At 73.5% G+C, this 23253-nt stretch carries 20 protein-coding genes and 3 pseudogenes; 7 read left to right on the forward strand and 16 right to left on the reverse strand.

Annotation, left to right across the window (positions count from 1 at the left end):
* Positions 1–86: 86 nt before the first annotated feature.
* From OG811_RS27370 to OG811_RS27380, 3 genes and pseudogenes are all read right to left on the reverse strand, one after another.
* Positions 87–748, reverse strand: a pseudogene (locus tag OG811_RS27370) (response regulator).
* A complete protein-coding gene (locus tag OG811_RS27375; RefSeq protein ID WP_406069822.1) occupies positions 745–1956 on the reverse strand; it encodes a sensor histidine kinase in 1212 nt (403 codons plus the stop codon). The pseudogene OG811_RS27370 and the gene OG811_RS27375 overlap by 4 nt, the downstream one beginning before the upstream one ends.
* Before the next feature lie 26 nt (positions 1957–1982).
* Positions 1983–2318 (reverse strand): annotated as a pseudogene (locus OG811_RS27380) (DUF305 domain-containing protein); the annotation flags it as partial.
* Positions 2319–2336: 18 nt separating this feature from the next.
* On the opposite strand from OG811_RS27380, the pseudogene OG811_RS27385 reads away from it, so the two are divergent.
* From OG811_RS27385 to OG811_RS27405, 5 genes and pseudogenes are all read left to right on the forward strand, one after another.
* A pseudogene (locus tag OG811_RS27385) lies at positions 2337–3318 on the forward strand (LVIVD repeat-containing protein); the annotation flags it as partial.
* A 488-nt stretch (positions 3319–3806) separates the two neighbouring features.
* Entirely contained in the window at positions 3807–6563 is a 2757-nt protein-coding gene (locus OG811_RS27390) for a fibronectin type III domain-containing protein (RefSeq protein WP_406069824.1), read from the forward strand.
* 92 nt (positions 6564–6655) lie between these two features.
* Positions 6656–7486 carry a hypothetical protein gene (locus tag OG811_RS27395; RefSeq protein ID WP_406069826.1) on the forward strand — a complete coding sequence of 277 codons (831 nt, stop codon included), beginning with the start codon at positions 6656–6658 and terminating at the stop codon, positions 7484–7486.
* Complete coding sequence (locus OG811_RS27400) at positions 7483–8409, forward strand: nucleotidyltransferase family protein (RefSeq protein ID WP_406069827.1); 927 nt, start codon at positions 7483–7485, stop codon at positions 8407–8409. Before OG811_RS27395 ends, OG811_RS27400 begins: the two co-directional genes overlap by 4 nt.
* A complete protein-coding gene (locus OG811_RS27405; RefSeq protein ID WP_405432587.1) occupies positions 8402–8809 on the forward strand; it encodes a lasso peptide biosynthesis protein in 408 nt (135 codons plus the stop codon). The genes OG811_RS27400 and OG811_RS27405 overlap by 8 nt, the downstream gene beginning before the upstream one ends.
* A gap of 58 nt (positions 8810–8867) precedes the next feature.
* On the opposite strand, the gene OG811_RS27410 is transcribed toward OG811_RS27405, so the two are convergent.
* The 13 genes from OG811_RS27410 to OG811_RS27470 all read right to left on the reverse strand — a co-directional run bounded on the left by OG811_RS27410 (position 8868) and on the right by OG811_RS27470 (position 20209).
* Positions 8868–9149, reverse strand: a complete 282-nt coding sequence (locus OG811_RS27410; RefSeq protein ID WP_405432586.1) for a PqqD family protein — start codon at positions 9147–9149, stop codon at positions 8868–8870.
* Positions 9146–10282, reverse strand: a complete 1137-nt coding sequence (locus OG811_RS27415) for an asparagine synthase-related protein (protein WP_406069829.1) — start codon at positions 10280–10282, stop codon at positions 9146–9148. The genes OG811_RS27410 and OG811_RS27415 overlap by 4 nt, the downstream gene beginning before the upstream one ends.
* On the reverse strand, positions 10275–11186 hold the full coding sequence (locus OG811_RS27420) for an ABC transporter permease (protein WP_406069831.1): 912 nt from the start codon (positions 11184–11186) through the stop codon (positions 10275–10277). Before OG811_RS27420 ends, OG811_RS27415 begins: the two co-directional genes overlap by 8 nt.
* On the reverse strand, positions 11183–11797 hold the full coding sequence (locus OG811_RS27425) for an ATP-binding cassette domain-containing protein (protein WP_406069832.1): 615 nt from the start codon (positions 11795–11797) through the stop codon (positions 11183–11185). Before OG811_RS27425 ends, OG811_RS27420 begins: the two co-directional genes overlap by 4 nt.
* Before the next feature lie 28 nt (positions 11798–11825).
* On the reverse strand, positions 11826–11984 hold the full coding sequence (locus OG811_RS27430) for a lasso RiPP family leader peptide-containing protein (RefSeq protein WP_406069833.1): 159 nt from the start codon (positions 11982–11984) through the stop codon (positions 11826–11828).
* A 104-nt stretch (positions 11985–12088) separates the two neighbouring features.
* The gene (locus OG811_RS27435) at positions 12089–13678 is read right to left on the reverse strand and encodes an asparagine synthetase B family protein (RefSeq protein ID WP_406069835.1); all 1590 of its coding nucleotides are present in this window, start codon (positions 13676–13678) and stop codon (positions 12089–12091) included.
* 4 nt (positions 13679–13682) lie between these two features.
* Positions 13683–14651, reverse strand: a complete 969-nt coding sequence (locus OG811_RS27440; RefSeq protein WP_406069837.1) for a DUF5715 family protein — start codon at positions 14649–14651, stop codon at positions 13683–13685.
* 90 nt (positions 14652–14741) lie between these two features.
* Entirely contained in the window at positions 14742–15572 is an 831-nt protein-coding gene (locus tag OG811_RS27445) for an isocitrate lyase/phosphoenolpyruvate mutase family protein (protein WP_406069838.1), read from the reverse strand.
* Positions 15569–16516, reverse strand: coding sequence for a cytochrome P450 (locus OG811_RS27450; protein WP_406069840.1), 948 nt, complete (start codon positions 16514–16516; stop codon positions 15569–15571). Before OG811_RS27450 ends, OG811_RS27445 begins: the two co-directional genes overlap by 4 nt.
* Before the next feature lie 304 nt (positions 16517–16820).
* Positions 16821–17564, reverse strand: coding sequence for an ArsR/SmtB family transcription factor (locus tag OG811_RS27455; protein WP_406069842.1), 744 nt, complete (start codon positions 17562–17564; stop codon positions 16821–16823).
* A gap of 219 nt (positions 17565–17783) precedes the next feature.
* On the reverse strand, positions 17784–18293 hold the full coding sequence (locus tag OG811_RS27460; protein WP_406069844.1) for a 2'-5' RNA ligase family protein: 510 nt from the start codon (positions 18291–18293) through the stop codon (positions 17784–17786).
* 159 nt (positions 18294–18452) lie between these two features.
* Positions 18453–19058, reverse strand: coding sequence for a DNA-binding response regulator (locus OG811_RS27465; RefSeq protein ID WP_406069845.1), 606 nt, complete (start codon positions 19056–19058; stop codon positions 18453–18455).
* Positions 19055–20209: a sensor histidine kinase gene (locus tag OG811_RS27470; protein ID WP_406069847.1), complete on the reverse strand. Its 1155-nt coding sequence runs from the start codon at positions 20207–20209 to the stop codon at positions 19055–19057. Before OG811_RS27470 ends, OG811_RS27465 begins: the two co-directional genes overlap by 4 nt.
* 131 nt (positions 20210–20340) lie before the next feature.
* Here OG811_RS27470 and OG811_RS27475 point away from each other — a divergent pair, with 131 nt between their 5' ends.
* Both OG811_RS27475 and OG811_RS27480 read left to right on the forward strand, forming a co-directional pair.
* Positions 20341–21285 (forward strand): hypothetical protein, encoded by a 945-nt coding sequence (locus tag OG811_RS27475; RefSeq protein ID WP_406069849.1) that lies wholly within the window; start codon positions 20341–20343, stop codon positions 21283–21285.
* A gap of 150 nt (positions 21286–21435) precedes the next feature.
* The gene (locus OG811_RS27480) at positions 21436–23181 is read left to right on the forward strand and encodes a DEAD/DEAH box helicase (RefSeq protein ID WP_406069851.1); all 1746 of its coding nucleotides are present in this window, start codon (positions 21436–21438) and stop codon (positions 23179–23181) included.
* Positions 23182–23253: the final 72 nt, after the last annotated feature.

Here is a 23253-nt window from a genome sequence, read left to right on the forward strand (position 1 = left end):
TGGCCGCTCCCGCCGCCGTGCTCGACCTGCGTGCGTCCCGGGTCGCGGTCATCCACCGGCCGGTACGACCCAGGTTGTACGCGGCGTCATCCGCCGGGTGTGACCAGCCCGCTCTCGTACGCCAGGACCACCGCCTGGACGCGGTCGCGCAGCTGGAGCTTCGCCAGGATCCGCCCGACGTGGGTCTTCACCGTCGCCTCAGCCACGTGCACCCGGGCGGCGATCTCCGCGTTGGACAGCCCCTGTGCGACCAGCAACAGCACCTCCCGTTCCCGTTCGGTGAGCTGCGTGAGCCGGGGGTCGGCGCTCGGGGCGGCGCCCAACTGCCCGGCGAACCGGTCCAGCAGCCGCCGGGTGATCGACGGGGCCACCACCGAGTCGCCCTGGGCCACCACCCGGATGGCGGCCAGCAGTTCCTCCGGCGGGACGTTCTTGAGCAGGAACCCGCTCGCCCCGGCCTGCAGGGCCGCGAACGCGTCCGCCTCGGTGTCGAAGGTGGTCAGCACCAGCACCCGGGGCGGGCCGGCCGGCCGGCGCAGAGCCGCCGGGTCGCCTCCACCCCGTCCATGGTCGGCATCCGGATGTCCATCACGACGACGTCGGCCTCGGTGCGGGCGAGTACCCGCAGGGCGTCCGCGCCGTCGATCGCCTCGCCGACCACCTCCAGGTCGGGCTGGGAGCCCAGCACCATCCGGAACCCGGCGCGGACCAGCGTCTGGTCGTCCACGATCACCACGCGGATCGTCATGCCGCGATCACCTCCGTCGCCGGGCCTGACGTCGGTAGCGGTAGCCGGGCCTCGACCTGCCAGCCCCCGGCCGGCCGGGGGCCGGCGGTGAGGCTGCCGTCGTACACCGTCACCCGCTCGCGCATGCCGAGCAGACCGTGACCGCCGGGCGGCGCCGGGCTGACCACCGGGCGGCCGCGACCGTCGTCGACGGCCCGGACCACGACGGCGTCGGCGGTGTACGACAGGCTCAGGTCGACGCCGGCGCCGACGCCGCCGTGCTTGAGCGCGTTGGTCAGCGCCTCCTGCACCACCCGGTAGACGGTCAGCTCCAACCCCGGCGGCAGGACCAGGGCGTCGCCGGTGACGGTGTGCCGGATGCGCAGCCCGGCGTCGCCGAAGCGGGCCAGCAGGTCGGGCAGGTCGGCCAGGGCCAGCCGGCGGTGCTCCGGGTCGGCGGCCACCGCGAACCCACCCACGCCGGTCGGGCCCGCGTCGCGCAGGACGCCGACCAGCCGGCGCATCTCCTCCAGTGCCTGCCGGCCGGTGTCCGCGACCACCTTCACGGCGGTGCGGGCCTGGGCGGGATCACGGTCGAGCATGAACCGGGCGCCGTCCGCCTGGACGATCATCACCGCCATGCTGTGGGCGACCACGTCGTGCAGCTCCCGAGCGATCCGGGTGCGCTCCTCGGCGACCGCGGCCCGGGACTCGGCCTCCCGTTCGCGTTCCAGGGTCGTGGCCCGCTCCTCCAGGCTGAGCACGTAGAGCCGGCGGGTCCGCACGTTCAGCGCGACCAGCCAGACCGCGCCGGTGACCAGCGCGTACCAGAGCGTGGTCACCCACCAGGCGATGACGCCCGGGGTCTGCGCGGCGGCGAGGAGCACGCCCACGGCGGCGGCCGCACCGGCGAGCACCGCGTCGCGCAGCCGCTCGCCGTACTTCACCACGCTGTAGAGCGCGATCAGGACGGCGACATCGTAGGCGAGCGGGCCCCACCCGGCGATCACCTGGACCAGGGCGAGCGCCGCGACCGCCACGGTCACCGCGCTCGGGCGGGTGCGGCGGAACAGCAGCGCCACCGCCATCCCCGCGCCGACAAGCGTGGCCGCCCACCCGCCCGGCGGGTTCACCGCGGCCAGGACGATGAGCGCCACCAGGGCGGAGACGGCCACGTCGAAGGCGACGCCACGTAGCGGGCGACCGAACATCGTGCGTCTCACGGTCACCCAGCGTACGTGCCGGGGGGCCCGGCTCAGCGGCCGAGGACCTCGCGCATGCGGTCGATCTCGACGGTCTGCTCGGTGGCGACCGAGTTGGCGAATTCGTTGAGCGTCAGGTCGGAACCGACCGTGAGCAGGTTGGTGGCCATCTCGATGGCACCCTCGTGGTGCTCGGTCATCATCCGGACGAAGAGCCGGTCGAAGTCCGCGCCGCGGGTCGCGGCGAGCTGCCGCATCGCCTCGGGTGTCTGCATGCCGCGCATGGCGCCGTGGTCGTGCCCCTGGACCTCCGCCGGGAGCCCACGGGTCTGCAACCAGCCACGCATCATGCCCATCTCCGGCCCCTGGCTGGCTCGGATGCGCTCGGCGCCGACGTGAAGGGGTCCTGGGAGGGCATCAAGGTCTTCGACATCAAGGACAAGGCCAACCCGCGCTACATCAAGTCCGTCGAGACGGCCTGCGGCTCGCACACCCACACCCTGGTGCCGGGTAAGGACCGCAAGGCCGTCTACCTGTACGTCTCGTCGTACAGCCCGCGGGCCGAATTCCCGGACTGCCAGCCGCCGCACGACTCCATCTCCATCATCAAGGTGCCGCTGAAGAAGCCGACCGACGCGGCCGTGGTCGCGACGCCGAACCTCTTCCCGGACGGCGGCTTCCCCGGCAGCCCGACCGGCTCGGCGACCACCGGTTGCCACGACATCACCGCCTACCCGTCGAAGGACCTGGCCGCCGGCGCCTGCATGGGTGACGGCATCCTGCTCGACATCAAGAACCGGGAGGCACCCCGGGTCATCAACCGAGTCCGGGACACGGTCAACTTCGTGTTCTGGCACTCGGCCACCTTCAACAACTCCGGCAACAAGGTGATCTTCACCGACGAGTTGGGTGGTGGCGGGGCGGCGACCTGCAAACGAGGCCATCGGACCGGAGCGGGGCGCGGACGCCATCTACGACATCACCGGCCGCGGTGACGCCCGGACGATGAACTTCCGCAGCTACTACAAGATCCCCCGCGTCAACGCCGACACCGAGAACTGCGTGGCGCACAACGGCTCGCTGGTCCCGGTGCTCGGTCGGGACATCATGGTCCAGGCGTGGTACCAGGGCGGCATCTCGGTCTGGGACTTCACCGACTCGGCCCGCCCGAAGGAGATCGCCTTCTGGGAGCGTGGCCCGCTCTCGGCCGACACGTTCGTCGGCGGTGGCACCTGGTCCGCGTACTACTACAACGGCCACATCTACTCCAACGACATGGTGAAGGGCCTGGACGTCCTGGAGCTGAACGACTGGCGTACCTGGACAGCCCAGCTAACCCGCTACAACGAGCTCAACGTGCAGACCCAACCCAGCTACCTGGGCTGGTAGGCGCCGCGCGCGACGCCGGGCCCGGCCCCCGATCTCCGGGGGGCCGGGCCCGATGCTGTCCGGGCGACGGCCTGCTGATCGGCACCAACGTCAGCTCGCTGGCCGCCCCCTGGGCGTCGCTGGCCACCCTGCTGTGGTTCGAGCGGTGCCGGGCGGCCGACGTGGCCGTGCCGTTGACCCGGTTCGTGCTGACGAGCACCCTGCTCGCGGTCACCGGCACGCTCGCTGCGGTCGGCGCGCTGCTCCTGGTCGGCTGACCGGAGCAGCTCCGGGGGTCCGGATACGCCACTGTCCGCAATTGGTCATCAAGCTTCTGACCTGCGGAAATGTGGTATACCAGAGATAGCGCAATATCAATATAAACGAGTCCATTTCGGAATTCTTCCCTCGCAGCGCCCGGTCACCCGCCGGGCTCTGCGGCGCGCCCATCGACGTGCCCGCCACTGTTCCCCAGCCCGATGCCTCACCCACCCCGAGAGGTAGGTTCAATGTCATCTGCATCCCGTCTCCGCGCCCTGGCGGGCTCGGCGCTCGCCGGCCTGCTGGTCGCGACGGCGCTCACGGTGCCAGGCGCCGCCGCAGCACGCGCCCCCGACCTGACCGCCGCGCCGGCGCAGGCCGCCGTACCGCGGGCCCCGGCCCAACGTCTGGAGCCCACCGGACCAAGGGCAGCGCCGGCCAAGCTTCGCCCGCCATCCGCTCCCGCCGCACCCAAGGCGGCCCGCAAGGGCACGAAGGCGGTGGTCACCTGGAAGGCGCCAGCGGCCAACGGCAGCCCGATCACCGGCTACGTGGTCACGCACTACCGTAACGGCACGAAGGCCAAGTCGACGTCAGTCGACGCAGCGAAGACCAGCGCGACCCTGAAGCTGGCGTCGACGAAGGGCACCTGGACCTTCACCGTGGCGGCCCGCAACGCCGCCGGCGCCGGCCCCGCCAGCAAGCGCTCCGCCCCGCCGAAGCTCCTTGCCCTGCCCGACGCTCCGACCCTCCTCGCAGCCACCGCCGACGTCACCACCGCGGTGGTCAGCTGGCGCCCGCCCGCCTCCGACGGCGGCTCACCGATCACCAACTACGTCATCGTCCCGTACGTCGGCGGAGTGAAGCAGCCATCGCAGACGGTACCGGCGACACCGCTGACCGCCACCGTGAGCGGCCTCACCGCCGGCGTCACCTACACCTTCACCGTCGCCGCGCTGAGCGGTCAGGGGCTCGGGCCGGAGTCCGCGCCGTCGCACTCGGTGATCCCGAACGAGTCGCCGTGGGTGTTCTGGGATGGTGCCTCGACAGAGGTCGGCGTGGCCTACAGCCACATCGTCGACGTGGTCCGGGGCCGCTCCCCGTACACGTTCTCCGTCACCTATGGCGCGCTGCCACCCGGGCTGTCGATCAACCCGAACACCGGGAGCATCTCCGGCATCCCGACCGCGGCCGGCAGCTACGCATTGGTGGTGCGGGTGACCAGCAGCCTCGGACTGATCGGCAGCCGGCTGATCACCATTCCGGTCACCCCGGCCCCGAACATCGTCATCGCGTCGATCCCGCTGGCCGAGATCACCGGGCCATACTCGCTCCGGCCCACCGTGGTCGGCGGGGTGGCGCCCTACACCTGGTCGATCGCCGCCGGCGCCCTGCCGCCAGGACTGACCGTCGACCCGAACACCGGTCAGATCAACGGCCTACCTACCACGGCCGGCACCTTCGGCCTCGACCTGCGGGTGACCGACGCCGCCGGGCTCAGCGACGTCCGGCAGATCCGCCTCGTGGTGCAGCCGCACACGGTGGTCACGCTGAACGTCAGCACGAGTTCGGTCGCCTTCGACAGCCCGATCACCCTCACCGCCAATCTCGGCCCGGGTGAGACCGCGGGCACGGTCACTGTCTTCGACCGGCAACGCAGTGGGGTCATCGCCAACCTGGGCTCCACGACCGTCCTGTTCAGCCGGGCGACCATCACCCTGAAGCCGCCCGCGTTTGGCCTCAACGAGCTGTTCGTGCGCTACGACTCGACGCTCACCACCGCCAATTCCACCTCCAACACCGTTCCGGTGCAGGTCAATGGCATGCCCGGGCAGTTGCTCATTCAGCAGTTCCGGCAGTCCGGCCTCGCCAACATTCCCGCCCAGTTCGACCAGTTCGTGGCGCTCTACAACAACACCTCCATCCCGATGCAGCTGCCCGGGATCACGGTGGAAGCCCCCGGCGGCGTCACCGTCGTGATCCCGAGCAGCGAGACGGTCCTGGAACCGCGGCACGGTTACCTGATCGGCACCGGGAGGTACAACATCAGCGTGCCGACCCTCCAAGCGGACCTGGTGGTGCCCACCCTCGGGCCGGTGCCCAACACCGGCGCCACCGGCCTGCGGCTGCGGGTGCCCGATGCCGCCAGCACCGTCACCGACGCGGCCGGCAGCACTCCCGGCTACTTCACCGGCAACCCGCTGCCCGCGTTCAACAGCCCGCCGACGGTCCGCAACGCGTGGGTGCGGATACGGGTCCGCGGCAATCCACAGGACACCCGCAACAACCCGACCGACTTCAGGTTGGTGTCCACGACCCTCGGTCCGATCAACGGGGTGCCGTCCGCCCTCGGCACACCGTCGCCGCTGCGCCAGGCCGGGCCGTTCGAGCAGAGCAGCATCCTCCAGACCACCCTGCTCGATCCGAGCAAGGCGGCCAACGAGGGTCCAAACCAGCAGATCGTGGACGCGACGCCGACCAGCCCGAAGCGACTGATAGTCCGGCGGGGCATCACCAACCGGGGAATCACTCCGGCCACCCTGGTGCGGCTGCGCATCACCACGCTCAGCCAGCCCAACGGTGCGCCGAACCCGGGCGTACCGCCACCGCCGAACCCGGCGCAGCTGCGGTTGGTCAACCCGGACACCGCGACTGGGACGTTCACCGTCGGCGGGCGGACGGTGACAGTCAACAACCTCCGGATGGATGTCCCGACCCAGGACCCGCCGGGCGGCGGACTTGCCACCACCCTCACCTTGCCGCTGACGATCGGCGGCCTGACCCCCGGACAGACCTTGTACATCTCCCTCGCCTTCGAGGTGGACCAGGGTGGCAGGTTCTGGGCCGGGTGGGACGTCGAAGCCATCGGCGGCGGTCCGGTCAACCCGCCGGGCCTCGCCGCGACGGCGGCGGTGACCTCGGCCAAGGAGAAGGCGGCCAACAAGGCCCGCCAGCAGGCGACGAAGAACCGCAAGCTGACCAACATACAGGGCAGCCTGCGCTGAGCCACTGATCCGTCCGAGCCGGACCAGGCGCCGGGTGGGGGAACACCCCACCCGGCGCCGTCCGCGCGCCCCCGAGCCGCACCAGGAGACACATGCCAGCCAGATCCGCGTACGGGCTGCACATCCGGGGCCTCGACGAGGTCGCCGAGCTGCCCGCCGCCGCACACCTGGCGCCCGGCAGCCGCCCGGTGACCGTGCGCCAACGCCACACCTCTGCGCCGCAGCCAGCGGCGTTGGACGCCGACCGGATGGTCCGGCAGCTCACCGACGGGCGCACCCTCGCACTGGAACGGCGTAGCGGCGACGCCACCTTCTACGGGCCGCCGCTCGCCGCCGACGTGCTCGCCCACCCCTACCTCGCTCCGGTGGCCGTCGTCGTCAACCGCTGGGCCGGGCGGGAGACCTTCCACGCCGGGGCGTTCGCCCACACCGGACGCGCCTGGGTGGTGCTCGGTGCCCGGACCGCCGGCAAGAGCACCCTGCTCGCGGCGCTCGCCGCCCGGGAGGTGCCGGTGCTGGCCGACGACATCGTGGTCTGCGACGGCGACGACGTGCTCGCCGGGCCGCGCTGCGTCGACCTGCGGGAACCGGTCCCCAGCCTCGCATTGCCCACCCGGGAGGTCCGCGACGCCACCCGGCTGCGGGTCACCCTGCCCGCCATCGTGCCCCGCCTGCCGCTCGGCGGTTGGATCTTCCTGCGCTGGGGCGACGGGCCCGCGCTGACGCCGATCGGGCCGGCCGAGTTGCTGGCCCGCCTCGCCGCCCGGCGCTCCCTGCCCGAGTTGCCCTCCGACCCGGCCGCGCTGCTCACGCTGGCCGGCCGGCCCGGATACGACCTGACCCGCCCTCGCGACTGGGCGGCCCTCGACGCCACCCACCGGCTCCTCGACACCGCGCTCACCCCCGCCGGGGTGCTGCCGTGAGGGCCAGCCCCGGCCTCGCCCTGCGCTGCCTCGCCCTCGACGCCCTGGCCGTGGCCACCAGCGACGTGCTGCGCCACCACGGCGTCGACAGCATGCTGCTCAAGGGTGCCGGCCTGGCCCGCCGGCTCGACACCGACCGGCTCTACGCCGACGTGGACCTGCTCGTCGCGCCGGACACCGTCACCGCCGCGCAGGACGCCCTGCTCGCCGCCGGCTACCGGCCGAAGCTGCCCCCCGACCTGTACGACGTCGGGGCGTACTGGCACGAGCAGCCCTGGCACGCCCCCGGGCCACTGCCGCTGACCATGGAACTGCACCGCGGCTTCGCCGGGGTCGGCGACTACGACGAGTTGTGGCGGTCGCTTCGCGCTTCGGCGCAGCACCTCGACCTGGCCGGCGGGCACGTCCTCGTGCCCGACGCCGTCGGCGCCGCCCTGATCGCCACCCTGCATGCCGCCAGTCCCCACGGCTTCGGCAAGCCCGCCCGGGACCTGGCCCGCGCGCTTGAGGTGCTGCCCCCGGATGCCTGGGAGGCGGCCGGTCGGCTCGCCGTGGCCTGCGACGCCGTGCCGGCGTTCACGGTCGGGCTCGGGGTGCTGCCGGCCGGCGTGGCCGTCGCGACCCGGCTCGGCCTGTCGTCCACGCACGGCCCGTCGTCGGCATGGCTCGCCGCCCGCCTGTCCAGTCCGACCGCCGTCGGCCTGGCGCACCTGGCGGAACTGTCCGGGCCGGGGCACCGCCTGCGAGCACTGTCCCGGCTGGTACTGCCGTCACCGGTGCACCTGCGCCAGCTCGACGCGGGGGCGCACCGTGGCCGGTGGGGCCTGCTGTGGGCGTACGCCCGGCGGATCGGCCGGCACGTCGGGCGGCTGCCCCGGGTGCTGCGGGAACTGCGGACCGCGCGGCGGCGGCACCATGCCTGATTCGGTACGCGCGCTGCGCGCCCTGGCCCGGGTGATTCGTCGGCACGGGCCGCTCGGCCTGGCCGTGGTGGCGTGGACGCTGCTGGCCTGCCGGCGGGTACGCCGCCAACTCGCCCGGGGTGGGCTCGACGCCGTACACCTTCCCGCGCCCCCGCCCGGCGGCACCGACACCCTGGTCCGGCGCGCGTTGGGCCGGGGCGGTGGCAACTGCCTGGAGAGCGCGCTGGTGCGGCAACGCTGGTTCGCCCGGCAGCGGGTGGCGCGGACCGTGGTGATCGGGGTCAGCGCGCCGGGGGTCGGGTTCCACGCCCACGCCTGGCTGGACGGCGACCCGGACCCGCACCGGCACGAGCTGGCGGAGATCCTGTGCCGCCCGGTCCCACGCTCCTGGCTGCCCTGACCACGCCGTCGGTCTGACCGCGCCGCCCGTTGCGTTGCGCGCGCAGCTCGGGCGGGCGTCAGAGGCGTTCGAGCAGGTCGGCGGCCTCCAACTCGGCGAGGAAGGCGCGGACGTCGGCGGCGGCCCGGTCCCGGCCGATCGGTGCCTGCCCGGCCAGCACCTCGGACAGTTCGTCGGCGGTGGCGCCGGCCAGCAGGTGCGGCCACAGCAGCGCGGCCGAGCGGTCCAGTGCGAAGTAGACCGACTGCCGGGTGTCCAGCAGCACGGTCTCGTCGCCGGCCGACCGCCAGGCGACCCGGTCGGCCAGCACTCGATAGACGGGCGCGGTATCGGTGGTCACCTCGGCACCTCCAGGGTGGTTTGTCTCCTCGGAGCCGACCGGTCGGCCAGCCACACCTGCTGCACGAGCGCCGCCGTCCGCGGGTTGACCGGCCAGCCCGACCATTCCCGGCGCAGCGCCGCCACGTCGACCAGCGACTCGTCGACCCCGCCGCCGTCCCAGGCGCGCACCGCCTCGCGGGTCTCCGCCCGGAAGAACACCTCGTCGAAGGTGGCCTTGCGGCGGGGCGCGACGATCAGCGGCGGCAGGGCAGCGTCGGTGATCGCGGCGAGCAGCTCCCGCCGGGACGGTGACCGCAGCCCGCCGTGGTGGGCGGCCAGGGCGGCGGCGAACCCGTCGTCCAGCAGCGGCGTCACCGCCAGCACGGCGTGGTCGGCGGCGACCACGGCCAAACTCGCCCGGGTCATCGTCAGGTCTCGGCGGCGCAGGTGCCAGGCGACCCGCCCGGCCAGCCGGTGCGGCTCGGCGCGCTGCTCGACGCGGAACGCGCGGCTCATCTGCCGGGCCACCTCCGGGCGCAGCCAAGGGAACGGGTCCGGCTTCCGGTGCCACCACCGGGCCCGCAGCCGGCCGAGTCGGGCCCGCACCGAGCCGGGCCGCCGCCGCCAACCGGCCAGGATCTGGTCACCGCCGACCCCGGTGAGTAACGCGCCGCCCCGGGCCAGCTCGACGATCGGCAGGTGCAGGTGCCGGTTGGGCGGGTGCACCTGCCCGTACCGGCTCAGCAACCGGTGGGCGACGGGCCCGACCAGATCCAGGTCGTCGCCGGCCTGGAGGATCTGCCACTGTGCGGCCAGCCCCAACTCGGCGATCACCCGGTCCTGCCAGGGCGACTCCTCGGCGCGGGGCGCGTCGGTGAACCGCCAGGTGACCGGCACCGGGTCCGGTAGCCCTTCCCGCCGCGCCACCCGGGCGGCGATCGCCAACACCAGCGAGGAGTCCACCCCGCCGGAGAAGCTGACCAGGCAGGGCGGTCGGCGCAGCGCCGGCAGCACCGCCTGCTCCAGGGCCACCAGCGGCGTCGGCGCCGGGCCGGACGGGGTGGCCGGTGCCGACGCGGCGGGGTCCAGGCCCAGCACGATGCCGCACGCCACGTCGCGGTCGGTGGGACGCAGCGGTACGAGGTCAGTCACGGGTGAGCACCCCTCTGCGCCGGGCCAACCACAGCGCGCGATCGAACATCCAGGCGGACAACGGCAGCAGTACGGCGGCGATACCGGCGAGCGCCCACGCCGCCCCCGCCCAGTCGCCCCCGGTGAGCGCGTGCCGCAGGCCGGTCAGCGCCATCCGGGTGGGCAGCACCGCGCACACCGGGTGCAGGACGTCGGGCAGCGCCGAGATCGGGAAGTACGTGCCGGACAGGAACGACAGGGCCACCACCAGCAGCCGGGCCGCCGGGTCGCCGCGACCGACCGCGACCGCGAACCCCATCAGCACCACCCCGAACGGCAGCGCGCACAGCGCCCCGAGGACCAGCACGACCACCACCCCGAGCCAGTGGGCATCGCCGACGTGCAGACCGAAGAACCCGGCCAGCAGGCCCAGATACACCCCGGCGCGCAGCAGCGCGAAGGCGAACGGGTGACCGACCAGCCCAAGCGCGAGCGCCCAGCCGGGCACGGGCTGCGCGGCCAGCAACTCCAGCATTCCGTCCCGCTGCTCGGCTGCCACCCGGGCGACCACCTGCACGGTCGCGGCCTGGATCACCAGCAGGAACACGATGCCCACCGCGACGAAGTCGAAGTAGCTGGACGAACGGGCGAAGTCGCTGGCCGGGGACAGCATGAGCACCCGGGACACGAACAGGAAAACCAGCAGGTTGAGCAGCCCGAACCCAAGGTCCAGCAGGAACGACAGTCGCAGCCCACGACGCTCGGCCAGGTCCCGGCGCAGCAGCGCCAGCACCGCACGGCCGCCGGCCCGCCATGTCGGTGGTGCGTCGGGGACCGCGTTGGCGCGACCGGGCTCCGTGGTGCCGGTCGGTCGGGGCAACCGTCCTGCCCCGAGGGCGTCGGCGGCGCGCAGGTCGCTGCTCATCGACGTACCGGCATGGCGAGCGTGCGGTCGCACCGGGCGCGATCCTCATCCAGGTGCGAGGCGAGTACGCAGGTCAGGCCCGGACGGCGATCCAGCGCGGCCCAGAACAGCGCCCGAGCCGCAGCGTCCAGGGACCGCCCGGGCTCGTCGAACAGCACGACCGGCGGGGCGCCGAGCAGCGCGCGGGCGACGCTGATCCGGGCCCGCATCCCGGCGGAACACCGCTGCGCGGGCAGACGGGCGTAATCGGAGATGCCCAACTCCTCCTCGACCTCCGCCACCGCTGCGGCAGCCTCCCGGCGGGGCAGCCGCAGCCGGGCCACCAGCATCAGGTTGTCGTGCCCGCACAGTCGACCGCTGAGGGTCTGCTCGGGGGCGAGAGCGACGCCGACCAAAAGGCGGGCCGCCGGTGTGCCGGCCGGCCACCCGGCGATGGTCGCCCGGCCGGTGCTCAAGGCGAGGGTGCCGGCCAGACAGCGCAGCAGGGTCGTCTTGCCGGCACCATTGCCGCCGGTCAGCAACAGCCGGGTGCCGGGCGCAGCCTCCAGGTCGAGCCCCGAGAAGACCCGGCGCCGCCCGAAGGCCCGCCCGGCACCGTCGAGTCGCAGCATGGCGAGGATGAGTGGTCGACCGGGACGGTCAGATCGAGCCCTCGACGCCGGACTGGCCGTCGGCGTCCGTGACTCCGGGGAAACCGCCCTGGGTCAGCTCGGCCAGCGTGCCCAGCCGGCGCAGCTGCGGCGGCTGGTAGCCCTGTGAAGCCTCGTTCAGCGAAAGGGAAACAGGACTAACATTCATTAAATGCCCCCCAATATACGGAATACGATATAGATACCGTAGCACCATCATTTGGGGACAGGGCGCATCTACGCTGAGCGGACGTGTTCGGGCCGACGCAGCCGTCAACGACGGGCCGGGCGTGGGCCGACCAGCCGACGGACCATCGGCGCGGCGTTCCACTTCGCCGCACCGACCAGGTCGCGGGCGTGCTCCAGGACCGTGTAGTCGGGTCGGTCCATCCCGGCGGCGATGGCCCGGTCCAGGTCGTTGCCGCAGCGGCTCAGCACGCTGTCGAAGTCCCGGCGGACCGGCTCCTGCAGGTCGTAGCCGAACGAGCGGTGCAGCCGGGCGAAGAGCGGCTTGTACAGCCGGACCCGCTCGTGCAGCCCCGACGAGTACGACATCGGGTTCTTCGGGCGACGCAGGATGTAGTCGGGCAGCACGTCGGCGAACGCCCGCCGGACGATCCACTTCTCCTGCCCGTGGCGCAGCTTGAGACTCAACGGCAGCCGCATCGCCAGCTCCACCACGCTGGGGTCGAGGAACGGCACCCGGGCCTCCACCCCGTGCCCCATGGCCGCCCGATCGACCCGCTGCAACTCCGTCCGGCACAGGTTGCGGATCCGGTGCAGGAACAGTCGGCGGGCCACGGCCGGATCGACCTGGTGATACATCGGGTACCCGCCGAACAGCTCGTCGGAGCCGTCGCCGGTGAGCACCACCTTGATGCCCAGGTCGCGCAGCCGTCGGAAGATCGGCACCGAGACGACCGCGTTGATGATGTCGCCGTACTCGGTCAGCTCGGAGATCCGGATCGCCTCGCGGACGTCGGCGAGCCGGATGTCGCGCGGACGCAACTCGACCACCACGTGCGGCACGTCGAGGTCGGCGGCGAGCCGCCGGGCGTACGCCACGTCGGGGCTGTCCGCCACGCCGATGGTCACCGCGACGCAGTCCGGGTGGATGTCGCGCACCTGCCGCAGGGTCAACGAGCTGTCCAACCCACCGGAGAGCACCACCCCGACGGTCAGGTCGGTCTCCACCCGCATGCGGATCGAGTCGCTCAGCGCGGCACGGACGAGCAGCGCCGCCTCGTCCGGGTCGTCGATGACGGGTAGGCCCTCGCCGATGGTGAGCAGGTCGACGTACGGGCTCAGTCGCACGTGTCCGTCCGCCTCCGCCCAGCCGTGGTGCCCCGGTGGCACCTCGGCGATCGGGGTGCCATGCCCGACGAGCGCCTTGACCTCGGAGGCGACATGCAGGCAGCCGGGCCGGCGGGACCAGTACAGCGGCTTGACCCCGAGCGGGTCGCGCGCCAGGTACGCCCGGCCGGTGGCCCGCTCGACGACCGCGAAGGCGTACTCGCCACGGAGCCGGGTCACCGCCGCCTCGCCCCACTGCTGGAACGCGGCGAGCAGCACCTCGGTGTCGCCCTCGGTGCGGAACGCCTGCCCCAGGAGGGTCAGCTGCGCCCGCAGCTCCCGATAGTTGAAGATCTCGCCGTTGAAGCAGAGCAGCCAGCGCTCGTCGATCGAGGTCCACGGCTGCACCGCCCGGTCCCGGTCGACGACCCGTAGCCGGCGGGTGCCGGCGAGCAGCCCACTCTCGGATCGGGTCTCGGTGACCTCACCGCGCGGGGCCAGGACGGCGAGCATCCGCCGGAAGGTCGCCGGGTCGGCCTCGGGGCCGATACTCAACGCGATGCCGCACATCGGCTCAGACCCCCATCTCAGCCTCGTACGCCCGGCGTAGGCGCCGCCGGGCTGCGGGCGCGAGGCACAGGTGCCAGGCCTGCCCCTCGTCGATCACGTTCAGCTCTCCGGCCTCCTGCCGGTCCAGCAGCAGCTCCGCCAGGGCGTCCCGCGCCCCGAAACGCTCGAACCAGGCCAGCTCGACGTCGACCGAGTAGCCGAGGCAGTGCCCGCTGGGCAGCATCGCGGCGTAGCCCAGGCGGCGCAGCCGGTGCTGGTGCTCGGTACTGCGGACCAGGCTGGTCACCCACAGTGGCGGGGTAGCCGGCGGCGCGGCGGCGGTGAACTCCCGTCCGATGTCGTTGAGCAGCGCCACCACCTCGCGCCGGGCGCGGCGGAACAGCAGCCCCGCGGTGCGCGGGGTGGCGCCCGGTCGGAGCCGCCGACGCAGCCCGCGCGCGGCCCGGCCCAGCACCGTGGCGGGTTGCTCCTGGTAGCGGAAGCGCAGCAGGTCGCGGCGGCGCAGCCACTCCAGGTCGACCAGTTCAGGGCTGCCGTTGACCTGGTCGTCGGTGACGAACGTCGGAGCGTCCTGCCACCACAGCACGTCGATACGGGAGAGCAGGTAGATCCGGACCAGCGCGGTGAGGTCACGCGCCGAGGTGCGCGGGTTCGGCTGGTAGCGGGCCATCTCCAGCAGCAGCGTCTCGCGCGCGCCGATCAACCCCTGCGGCGTGGCGTCGAGGACCGCGGCGAGCGCTGGCTCCCGCAATCGCTCATCGATGAGCACCTGTCGAGCCCGGGTGCTCGCCGCGTCGGCCAGGGCGCCGACCTCGACCAGCAGCTCGGCGACGGCAGCCCGGTAGGCGGCCAGGTCGGGCACGGCGATGGCAAGGCGGCGGGGGGTCACGCCGGAGGGCCGGCGGCGGGCCGGCGCGGTGGGCGACACGGGCGAACCGGGTTGCTGTCCCGGGCTACGGCTGGGCACACGCATGACGGGGTCCCTTTCTCCGGTCACGACACTGGGTGGTTCGCCCTGTAACACACCGTAATCGTCGGGACTGGAACGGACCGAACAATCCTCCTATTCACCCCGAAGGGAGCGGGACGTCGGCTTTGTACAGTGGTCCGCCGGCACCAGGCCCTGCACCTCGGCGTACGACGGCAGCCCTTGCGGCACCGCGCGCCCGCCGGCGCGTACCCCGTCGGCGGCGGCGAGCGCGGCGGCCAGCGCGGCCCGGAACAGCAGGGAGCCGGTGCTGACCCGGGCGACCCCGGCCCCGCCCAGTTCGGTCAGCCCCGGTCCGCCCGGCTGGTAGAGCGCGTTGACCGGGGCGTCGATCCGCTGGGTGAGGACGCGCAGCGTGGCCAGGTCGACGGTGCCGGGCACGAAGATCCCGTCGGCGCCGGCGGCCTGGTAGGCACGGGCACGGGCGAGGGTCTGCGGCAGCGGGTCGTCCACCCCGAGCCACCAGGTGTCGGTGCGGGCGTTGACGAACAGGCCCGGCACCGCCGCCTTCACCGCGGCGACCTTGTCGGCGGTGTCCTCGGGGTCGGCGAGGGTGCCGTCGGCGCGCCCGTCCTCCAGGTTGATCCCGACCACACCCAGCCCGGCCAGTTCCGCCACGTACCCGGCGACGGCCGCCGGATCGTCGCTGAACCCGGCCTCGATGTCGACGCTGAGCAGCACCGGCAGCTTGGCCAGCCGGCGTGCCAGACTCAGGGTCTCCGCGGCGGTGGCCCCGGTCCCGTCGGGTCGGCCCGCGGCCGCGGCGACCCCGAGGCTGGTGGTGCCGATCGCCCGGTGGCCACGTGCGGCGAGCCCCGCCGCCGAGGCATGGTCCCAGGCGTTGGGCAGCAGCAGGGGCCGGCCGGTGTGGTGCAGGGCGCGGAACTCGGCACGGCGGTCGGTCATCGGACGCTCACCTGCACATTCGTCGGCACACGCAGGGTCGGGTGCGGTTCATGGCGGAGGTCGGCACGGGTGCGTCGGCAGCGTTCGCGCAGCACGTCGAGCACCCCGCCCGCGAGGGCCAGGGCGTGTCGCTCGCCGGGGCAGCCGCGCTCCCCCGTTCCGAACGTGAGCAGCGCGGCCTCGGGTCGACCCGGTCGGAACGTCGCCGGCTCGGCGAACACCCGCGGGTCGCGGTTGGCCGCGTCGAACCGCAGCAGCACCGGGCTACCCGACGGCAGATCCTGCCCGCCCACGGGCACCGCGGCGGTGGTGACTCGGCGGGTCGCCCGTACCGGCGGGTCGAGCCGCAGCACCTCGGCCAGCAGGTCGGCGGTCCCGGCCTGACCCGTCGGGTCACGGTCCGGCCGGGGCAGCAGGTGGTGGGCGGCGGCGCCGATCAGGCCGGCGGTCGCGTCGCAGGCCTGGACCAGCAGACCGATCAGGTTCGCGCGCACCTCCGGCGGGGCCGGCGGCACCAGCGCCAGCAGCGTCGCCACCGCCCGGTCGGCCCGCCGGGCCAGGGCCACGTCAACCCCCGGGTGGTACGCCGCGGCGACGACCGCGACCGCCGTCCCGGCGGCTGCCGGATCGGCGAGACCGAGGCGGCCGGCCAGCACCCGCAGCGGCACCGACCGGGCCAGTGCACGCATCACGTCGAGGCGGTCACCGGCCCGGTCCAGGACGGCGACGGTCAGCTGGGCGGCCTCGTGCCGCAGCTCGTCCGGGTCCAACTCGGCCAGCGCGGTCACCACGACCGCCCGGCGTTCGGCGTGCCGCTGCGGCGGGCTGAACCGGCTGACCGAGGCGCGCAGCCAGGCGAGCGTGCCAGGCGGACCGCTGTCGACGGCCGGCACCCGGAAGGCCGGGTCGGTCAGCGCCGCCCGCACGTCAGCGTGCCGCGTCACCCACCAACCCCGTCCAGGTGCGAACGAGGGCGGGCCGCATTCCGGCGTTCCCGCTGCGGGAGCAATGTCGGGCCACCTGTCAGTCACCGGCCGACTGTAAGACCCGAACCCTTCGCTCCTCACCGAACAATCCCGCCCGCGCACGCCACGCCGCACACGCCACGCCACGCCACGCCACGCCACGCCACGCCACGCCACGCCTTCAAGATCGTGCTCGATCATGGATCGAGTGGCCTCCGGCGGTGCCGAGGCCACTCGATCCAGGATGTTGTGCCGCCTCTGCCTCTGGCCGGCGACCGTCGCGTCAGGCTCGGCCGCTGGTCGGCGCCGGGACCGTGTCGGGGGTGAGCGTGCTGTCGGGGACGTCCAGGGTTTCGGCCAGTGCGGCGCGGCCGGTCGGGGTGAGACGGACGGCGCGGCCGCTGCCCTGGGTGATCCAACCCAGGTCGGTGAAGCGGCGGCAGAGCGCCGCGCCGAGCGCCCCGGCCAGGTGCGGGCGGCGCTCGGTCCAGTCCAGGCAGTCGCGGACCACGGGGCGTCGAGCGGTGCGCAGCACGTCCACCGGTACGCCCAGTTCGGCCGCCCACGCCCACCCGTCGGCGGTCAGCGCCAACCCGCTGGACCGGTCCAGCCGCCCGTCGGCCAGCAGCGCGTCGTACATCAGCACGCCCAGCCGCCCGGCGAGGTGGTCGTAGCAGGTCCGGGCGTACGTCAAGGCGGCGCTCGCTGTCGCCGCGCGCAGCGAGCCGGTCGGCGGAGTTGGGGCCGGGGCGTGTCCGGCCAGGTGCTCGATCAGCTGGGCCACCGACGGCCCGGCCAGCCGCAGGTAGCGGTGCCGCCCCTGCCGCTCCTCGACGAGCAGCCCGCCCCGGACCAGCCGGGTGAGATGGTCGCTGGCCGTCGAGGGCGCGACCCCGGCCCGCCGGGCCAGCTCCCCGGCCGTCCAGGCCCGGCCGTCGAGCAGCGCGAGGCAGATGTCGGCGCGGGTGCCGTCGGCCAGCAGGGCGGCCAGTTCGGCCATTCCCCGCCCCTCGGTGCCACTGCTCATGGGCCCATCATCGCCCTGAGCATCGGCGCTCCGATCGGCCGGGTCTGATCGGCGTGCCGTTCCCGGATGGCGGGCTGGTCGCGCACGGCCGCGGTCACCGCCCGAGTTCGACTACCTGCGCTTCTACCGCTGGGGCGGCGGAACCAGGACGCGGTACGCCGGGCTTGATCCGCCCCACGGGTCGTGGTCCTGCGGGACAGCCGCGTTGCGTACCTGCGCCTACCCGAGTCGAGCGACCGTTCGATCCGCCCCGTCGTAGCTGCGGGCCGCGACGAACGTGCCCGCCGGCCGCTGCCCGCCAGCAACAGCCCGGGCCAGCCGCAGATCCGCGTTACGGAACCGCAGCGCCAGGCTCAGGTGCGGCACCCACGCACCCGGCGCGTGCCACGGTCGAAGCCCGTCGGCCTCGGCGAGGACGTCCCAGACGGCGGCGTGCACGGCAGCCAGTGCCGGCGTGGGTCGTACGAGCCAGACCAACGGGGCGCTGCCGTCGAGCACGACAACGCGCTCAAGTGTGACCGGCACCGGCAGCGCGGCGTCGAACAGCTCGGCCAGGCGGTGCTCGACGCCGGGCGGAAAATCGTCCACCGCGGCGAGGGTCAGGTGCGGCCGGTTGGTCGGGTGGGTGTTGCGCGCCAGGCTGGGCAGCCCCGCCGCCGCCAACCGTTCCCAGGTCGACCGGACCTCAGTGTCCAACCCGGCCGAGCAGACCAGTTCCACCGTACGCACCCGCCCACGCTAACCCGGCGGTCAGCGCGATCCCCCTACAGATCGGGACCGAGCGCGCTCCTCTCAACGCGTCTGGCGGCGGGGACGTCCTCGCCCCTCATCGGATTGATTCCGCCCGCGATCCGGGCCCGGTGAGTCAGGTCGAAGACGTGACGACGGTCAGAGCCAACCGTTGTCGCGGGCGGCGCGAACGGCTTCCTCCCGACTGGCCGCGCCGAGCTTCTGCACGGCGGCGGACAGGTGATTGCGCACGGTGCCGGTGGACAGGTGCACCCGGCGGGCAATCACCGCGACCGGGGCGCCGACCTCGGCCAGCCGCAGCGTCTCCAACTCCCGAGGGGTCAGCGGGCACGGGGGCAGGATCAGCGCGTCAGCGGCCAGCGACGGGTCGACGTAGCGGCCTCCGCCGTGCACCCGGCGGATCACGTCGGCGAGCGCACCACCCGGCGAACCCTTGCGCAGGAACCCTCGGGCGCCAGCGGTCAGCGCCTGACGCAGGTGCCCGGGACGACCGTGCCCGGTCAGCACGACCACCGCGCATTCGGGTCGGGCCCGGGTCAGCTCGGCGGCTACCCCGATGCCGTCCAGCCCGGGCATCTCCAGGTCCACCACCGCGACGTCCGGGCGGTGCGCCAGTGTCGCGGTGACCGCCGTCGGGCCGTCGACGGCGTGTGCCACCACCTCGATGTCCGGCTCCAGACCGAGCAGCGCGGCGACCGCGACCCGGATCAGGTCCTCGTCGTCGGCGAGCAGGACGCGGATCACGACGGCACCGGCACGATGGCCTCGAGGGTGAACACGGCGTCCTCCCGGCGTACCCGCAACTCGCCCCCGGCGGCGGCGAGCCGGTCGGCCAACCCGCGCAGGCCATGGCTGTGCGCGTCCGGACCACGGTCGTCAGCGCCGTCGTTGACCACCGTCATCCTGGCCACGTCGTCCTCCCGATCGATGCGGATCCGGCACCAGTCGGCCCGGCTGTGCCGCAGCACGTTCGTGCCGGCCTCACGCAGCACCGCCGCCAGTTCGGTGGCGGCGGCCTGCGGCAGGTCCGCGGGCGGCGGCAGGACCGTGCACCGCACGCCACAGGAGCGCAGCACCCCCACGACCGCGGCGAGTTGTTCGTCGAGGTCGACGGCCCGGTAACCGTGCACGGTCTCCCGTACCTCGGTCAGCGCGGACGCGGCCAACTGTTGCACCTCGGCGGCTTCCCGACCGGCCCGTTCCGGGTCGACCGGTGCGAGCCGGGCGGCGAGTTCGGCCTTCAACGCGATCACCGTGAGGCTGTGCCCCAGCACGTCGTGCACGTCACGGGCGAAGCGCAGCCGCTCCTCGGCGGCGGCCAACCGGGCCAGGGCGGCCTGACCCTGCCGGGCCTCCACGAGCAGGTCCCAGAACCAGACCTGGAACCCGTTCACGGCGGCGACGGCCACCCCGATCCCACCGGTCACGGCGAGGTGACGCGGGATGGAACCACCGGTCCACCAGGCGACCGCCACCGCCACCAGCAGGACGCCGGCCGCCAACACCAGCGCGGCCCGCAACCGCACCAGCAGCGGCGCCATGCCGATCAGTGCCGCACCGAGCCAGGCCCAGGTCGGCCACGCGCCGGCCGCCACCGGCCCGACCAGCGGCACGGTCAGCACCGCCACCCCGGCCAGGCCCAACTGAGCGCGGCGCCGCCAGCGCGGGTCGAGCCACGGCGTCACGGCCGCGTACAGCACACCTGTCTGGGCGCTCACGAAGGCGAGGATGCCGACCGCGCCGAGCGCCACCCGGCCCGGATCGGGCTCGCGGGTCAGGCCGACCGCCGGTAGCAGGACGCTCGCCCAGACGCCGGTCGCCAACGACCACCACGTCGCCTGCCGGGCACGGTGCAGCCGGCGGTCCGCCCGGGGAGTCACCGCCTCGCTCGCCACGCACCGATCCTAGGACCGCTGCACGCCCTGCCCACCCCTGCGAACTGTCACGGTTGGACCGTGCGGCCCGCACGGGATTCCGATGACGAACGAATCTGCCCGCCGCGCCGCGATGCCGGCAGGGTCAAGTCATGGAAAAGACACCGATGTACGCGGACACCGCCACCGCCGTACCGCCGCCCGTGCCGCCGACGACCGACCAGCCGGGCCTTTCGGACGCGGCGTCCCTGGACCCGGCGCCCCCAGACCCGGCATTGATGGACGCGGCGCCGACCGGCGGCAGGCGGCGGATGCTGTGGCATCTCGGCGAGATGGCGCTGGCGATGGTCGCCGGGATGCTGCTCCTCGGCCCGCTGTGGGACGCGGCCAGCGCCGTGTGGGGGCTCGCCGGGTCACTGGGCCGCCCGGAGGTGGCCGCGCTGGTGATGGCCACGAACATGACCGTCGGAATGACGGTGTGGATGCGCTACCGGGCGCACGGCTGGCCGGCGGTCGGCGAGATGGCGGCTGCGATGTACGTGCCGTTCCTGCTGCTGCTCGTGCCATTTCGGGCCGGCCTGCTCGACGGTGACGCGCTTCTGCTCGGCGGTCACCTGTTGATGATTCCCGCGATGGTGCTGGTGGCGGTGCGGCACCGGCACGAGACGCCGAGGCCCGTGCGCCGATACCCGGCAGTGGTGGCGCTGGCCCGCCGCTGGCCGACCGGGCTGGCGCTGCTGATGACCGTGGACATGTGGGTAGAACCGGGGGTGCTCAGCCCGTGGACGATGCTGGTGCTGCCCGGCGGCTATCTGGTGATCGGCGTGGTCCGCCGCACACTGCGCGGGCCGGGAGTGCTCGCCACCCAACTGGCCGGCCTGGTCGGCTGGGTCGCCCTGACGCTGGTCGCGGTCGCTGCCGGCGGGCGGACGGCCGCGTGGCTGGTGGCGTTCGGTTGGCTGGCGCACGCCGGCTGGGACCTGCTCCACCACCGCACCGGCCGGGTGGTGCCGCGCGGATACGCCGAGTGCTGCGGAGTGCTCGATGTGGCGCTGGCGGGCATCATGATCCTGGCAATCCTGACCACCGACGCCTGACCGGACCGCCCGCCGGCACCAACGCGGGCAAGATCTTGTGCAGGTCTTGATCCGGGGCGCGGTCGGCGCGCGCACCCACGCGCAGGGCGCGTGGCGGGTCTTGTGGCGGTCGGCGCAGCGGCCACGACGGCGTAATGAAAGGCTTGGCACATGAGTTCCGCACCTGCACAGCACGACGCACCGATTGACGCACCGATTGACGCCACCCCCGCCGGCACCGACGACGTGTACGCCTTCACCGAGCTCGGGCTGCGTCCCGAGCTGCTGGGTGCGCTGTCCGCCCTCGGGTATGAGGAGCCGACCCCCATCCAGCGGGAGGCGATCCCGCCGCTGCTGGAGGGTCGGGACCTGCTGGGTCAGGCGGCCACCGGCACCGGCAAGACGGCGGCGTTCGCGCTGCCGCTGCTGAACCGCATGACGGCACACCGCCAGGGTGGCGACCCGGTGGCACTGGTGCTGGTCCCGACCCGGGAGCTGGCGGTGCAGGTCTCCGAGGCGTTCCACCGCTATGGCAAGGACCTGGGCGCGCGGGTGCTGCCGATCTACGGTGGGCAGCCGATCGGGCGGCAGCTGCGGGCGTTGGACAGCGGCGTCGACGTGGTGGTGGCCACCCCCGGGCGAGCCCTCGATCACATCGCCCGGGGCACGCTGCGCCTCGGCGGGCTGGCCACGGTGGTGCTCGACGAGGCCGACGAGATGCTCGACATGGGCTTCGCCGAGGACATTGAGGCGATTCTGGAGCACGCTCCGGCGCAGCGTCAGACGGTGCTCTTCTCGGCCACCATGCCGTCGCGCATCGACGGGATGGCCCGGCAGCACCTGCGGGAGCCGGTCCGGATCGAGATCGGCCGGGAGCAGACGGTCGCGGGCGAGGCGCCCCGGGTACGACAGAGCGCGTACATCGTGACCCGGGCGCACAAGCCGGCCGCGCTGGGCCGGGTGCTGGACGTGGAGTCGCCCACCGCGGCGATCGTGTTCTGCCGCAGCCGGGAAGAGGTCGACCGGCTGACCGAGACGATGAACGGCCGGGGTTACCGCTCCGAGGCCCTGCACGGCGGCATGAGCCAGGAGCAGCGCGACCGGGTCATGGGCCGGCTGCGGGCGGGCACCGCCGACCTTCTGGTGGCCACCGACGTGGCGGCCCGTGGGCTGGACGTCGAGCAGCTCACCCACGTCGTCAACTACGACGTGCCGTCGGCCCCGGAGTCGTACGTGCACCGGATCGGTCGGGTGGGCCGGGCCGGCCGGGAGGGTGTCGCGATCACTCTCGCCGAGCCGCGTGAGCACCGGATGCTCAAGACCATCGAGCGGGTGACCGGGCAGCGGATCACCATCGACAAGATTCCCACCTTGGCCGACATGCGTACCCGGCGGCTGGAGCTGACCCAGGCGGCGCTGCGGGAGAGCCTGCTGGAGGACGACCTCGACCCGTTCCGGGTGATCGTGGAGACGCTGACCGACGAGTTCGACCTGATGGAGGTCGCCCTCGCCGCCGTGAAGCTGGCCCACGAGGTGGCGTCGCCGGGGTCCGACGACGAGGTGGAGATCCCGCAGGCGCCGGTGCGCAGCTCCCGCGAGGGTCGACCGGAGACCGGCGGCCGGGGCGGCGATCGGCGTGGCGGGGGCCGGCCGCGCTCGGGCGGCGGCAACACCGTCCAGGTCTTCGTCGGCCTGGGCCGGCGCGCCGGGGTGCGCCCGCAGGATCTGGTCGGCGCGATCACCGGGGAGACCGGGATCCGCGGGCGGGACATCGGCTCGATCGAGATCGCCGACCGGTTCTCGCTGGTGGAGGTGCCGCAGGCGGTGGCCGACGACGTGATCTCGGGGTTGCGCTCCAGCACGATCAAGGGTCGCAAGGCCACGGTGCGCCGCGACCGCGGGGGCGACGAGCGCTGAGCCGCCGCTGGCGCGGATCAGAAGGAGTACGGGCCGCGGCCCCACGCCACACCCGGGTCCACCCACCGTCTC

The organism is Micromonospora sp. NBC_01638 (assembly GCF_045209745.1).
In the GTDB taxonomy this organism is placed as follows: domain Bacteria; phylum Actinomycetota; class Actinomycetes; order Mycobacteriales; family Micromonosporaceae; genus Micromonospora.